The following is a 1,964-nucleotide window of genomic DNA, read 5'->3' as shown; positions in this document are numbered from 1 at the left end:
GTCCCTTCGGAGCGGAGAAAAACTTGATCCCCCACCTCAAAAGCCCCCTGCTCGTCGCCCTGCATGTAGAACGGCAGAATGCGGCCAGCGATGCGCAGCGCACATACGCTGTCATCCACACCGTTGTTTCGCGTGTCGCGGCATGGGACGCGCTCATACGTCACTCGGAGCGTGTAGTAGCGCTGCGCCTCGTCAATCACCCACAGCGTGACGCTTTCGCGTGTTGCGGGGTTCTTCTTCAAGATTGAGTTGTAAGCCGCGTATGGGCCACGGCCCGGCGCTTCCATGGGTTCGAAGGACTGAACCCCGGTGGCGGTTTCCGTGGGGGACGCCTCCCAGGCGTGTGTGACCCTTACTGCGATGGTGTGCGGCGTGATCACGGTGGCATTCACCCCGACGGCAACGGCGACCGAATCGCTACGGGGCTCGGCGGCGCTGGCGGCAAGGGGGAGCAGGCATGCTAGGGCGAGGAGAGAGAGGTTCATCCGAGCATCATCCCAAGCGCTAGAGCCGCGGCTCCAACAAACATTCCCAACACCAACCCCTTATTGAAGCGATCAGTCAGATCGGCCTGGTGCTTCACATGAAGCTTCCGAATCTCCATCAGGATGACCTCTTGGCGCTGCATGACCTCTTGGCGCTGCTCTTCAGAAAAGACTTCTTGCGATGCGGCATCCATCAGCGCTGCCCCTCAATCGACGCGGGCACAACGCGAGTCTTGGAACCTCTCCCCGTCAGGAATACTTTCGAGCCGGTGCGAATCGGCAGGTCATCGGCCTGAACGATAGCAATCACCTTGCCGCTCTCCAGGATGGCCGTGCCGGCCACCCCGCCGATGGTCCCGGCCGCAATGCGGGAAGCGCTGCGATAGCTGCTGTTGACGCCTCGCACGGCGCCATAACCCACGGCGGCGCCAATGGCCGAGCCCGCGTTGAGCTTCTTGTCGGATTGGATGGCGACCTCGCGGACCATCAACACCTCGCCCAGGCGGGCGTTCTGAACGGACAAGGTTTCGCTGGTGCCGTATCGGCGGGCGGAAGTGTTGTCTGCGGCGGAGGCCGTCAACGGAAGCAGGCTGGCAAGGGCCAGAGAAAGAACCAAAACGCGCATGAGGCCTCCTTTTTAAAATGGGTTGCACTACCCATAACAAACGGTTTGGTTTGCGCAAGGGGATCGAGAAAAGAAAAAGGCAGCTTTCGCCGCCTTTGTCGTCACCTACAGGGATGCGCTTCCGAAATATCCGACGCGACGGCATCCCTCCCAACACCGCGAACACAAACGGCCGGCGGTGAAAGCCGTGGCTGGTCGCCAGCCCGCACGATCAACCGGGTGGTTCGGCCGAGAACGTCAACGGCCACTGCCAACGAACGGCCGTCGCTCCAAGGACGGTCGAAGGAGCCTTCGAGCTGAACCTTTCTTTCTTGAACCTTCTCCCAAGGGATGCCCCCGGCATTGAGAAGGCTGGGCAAATCGTCCAGGGTCGCGCCCTTGGGCAGGTCTACCTCGCCCAACAGAATCACCGCAGTGGGCGGAGCATCGCTTTCAAGTGCGGCGTCGCTGGGTTGACTGGAACACCCAGCAGAGAGCAACAACGCACCGGCGATGGCCGACAAACAAAGATTGCGCACAGATCCTCCTTTTTTGTGTAGGTAGAAATACCCATAACAAAGAAAAGGAGATGCGCAAGGGGCTGCAAAGAGAAAAGGGGCGGCTTTCGCCACCCCTCTCAACCCAGCGTAAGAAGCTCAAGAAAAAACATGGCGCTTAGTTAACCGACCTAGGAAATCACTAACTAAGCATTCTTTCCACCCCGGCGACAGCAACCACCGGAAACCACCAATACAGCAAGGATAACCACCCAATCACCTCCTAACTGCTCACCCTGAAAAAGTTATCACTTAGAAGGATAGGAATCGAAGCACGGCCAGGACTTCCCCCGACACATTTATTTCTAACTCAAAACC

4 protein-coding genes are annotated in these 1,964 nt (G+C 58.9%); all 4 read right to left on the bottom strand.

Annotated features, from left to right (window positions below; all coding sequences use genetic code 11):
- Positions 1-485 (bottom strand): hypothetical protein (locus tag ACZ4VL_RS40585; protein WP_468211035.1); only part of this gene is annotated, 485 nt, incomplete at its 3' end.
- Positions 482-679 (bottom strand): hypothetical protein, encoded by a 198-nt coding sequence (locus ACZ4VL_RS40580; RefSeq protein WP_465968609.1) that lies wholly within the window; start codon positions 677-679, stop codon positions 482-484. The genes ACZ4VL_RS40580 and ACZ4VL_RS40585, both read right to left, overlap by 4 nt.
- Complete coding sequence (locus ACZ4VL_RS40575; RefSeq protein ID WP_465968610.1) at positions 679-1,110, bottom strand: hypothetical protein; 432 nt, start codon at positions 1,108-1,110, stop codon at positions 679-681. The genes ACZ4VL_RS40580 and ACZ4VL_RS40575 overlap by 1 nt, the downstream gene beginning before the upstream one ends.
- Positions 1,111-1,211: 101 nt before the next feature.
- Positions 1,212-1,721 (bottom strand): hypothetical protein, encoded by a 510-nt coding sequence (locus tag ACZ4VL_RS40570; protein WP_465968611.1) that lies wholly within the window; start codon positions 1,719-1,721, stop codon positions 1,212-1,214.
- Positions 1,722-1,964 lie beyond the last annotated feature (243 nt).

Source organism: Streptomyces sp. NPDC029014, assembly GCF_055564695.1.
This window is presented reverse-complemented; position numbering and strand designations above follow the sequence as displayed.

Excerpts from the sequence above, each read along its gene's own strand:
- ACZ4VL_RS40580 (WP_465968609.1), bottom strand. The coding sequence starts at position 679 with ATGGATGCCGCATCGCAAGAAGTCTTTTCTGAAGAGCAGCGCCAAGAG.
- ACZ4VL_RS40575 (WP_465968610.1), bottom strand. The coding sequence starts at position 1,110 with ATGCGCGTTTTGGTTCTTTCTCTGGCCCTTGCCAGCCTGCTTCCGTTG.